Source organism: Bradyrhizobium sp. LeoA1Lang (assembly GCF_055413685.1).
Genome location: NZ_JBVAPG010000664.1, coordinates 1 through 252, shown reverse-complemented (window position 1 = coordinate 252; position 252 = coordinate 1). Strand labels below are relative to the sequence as shown.

At 59.1% G+C, this 252-nt stretch carries 1 pseudogene; it reads right to left on the bottom strand.

Features of this window, described 5'->3' with window-relative positions:
* Positions 1-125 (bottom strand): annotated as a pseudogene (locus tag ACZYOF_RS44900) (IS630 family transposase); the annotation flags it as partial.
* Positions 126-252 lie beyond the last annotated feature (127 nt).

Here is a 252-nt window from a genome sequence, read left to right as displayed (position 1 = left end):
CAGGGCTTGAGGTCATTCTCGGCCAGGCGCCGCCGAACCGTCTCGTGCGACAGGCTCTTGTGTTCGGTGAGTTTGACCATCGCGCCTGCCAGCAGCTTGAGCGTCCAGCGGGCACGGCCCTTTGGGGTGATCTTCCCCCGAAAAAGTGGACGGGTTTAAGCAGCTTTTAGCTCCATCTCGATCGGCGCGACATATCCGATGGCGGAATGGAGCCTCGTTCGATTGTAGAAGCCTTCGATGAAGGCGAAGATG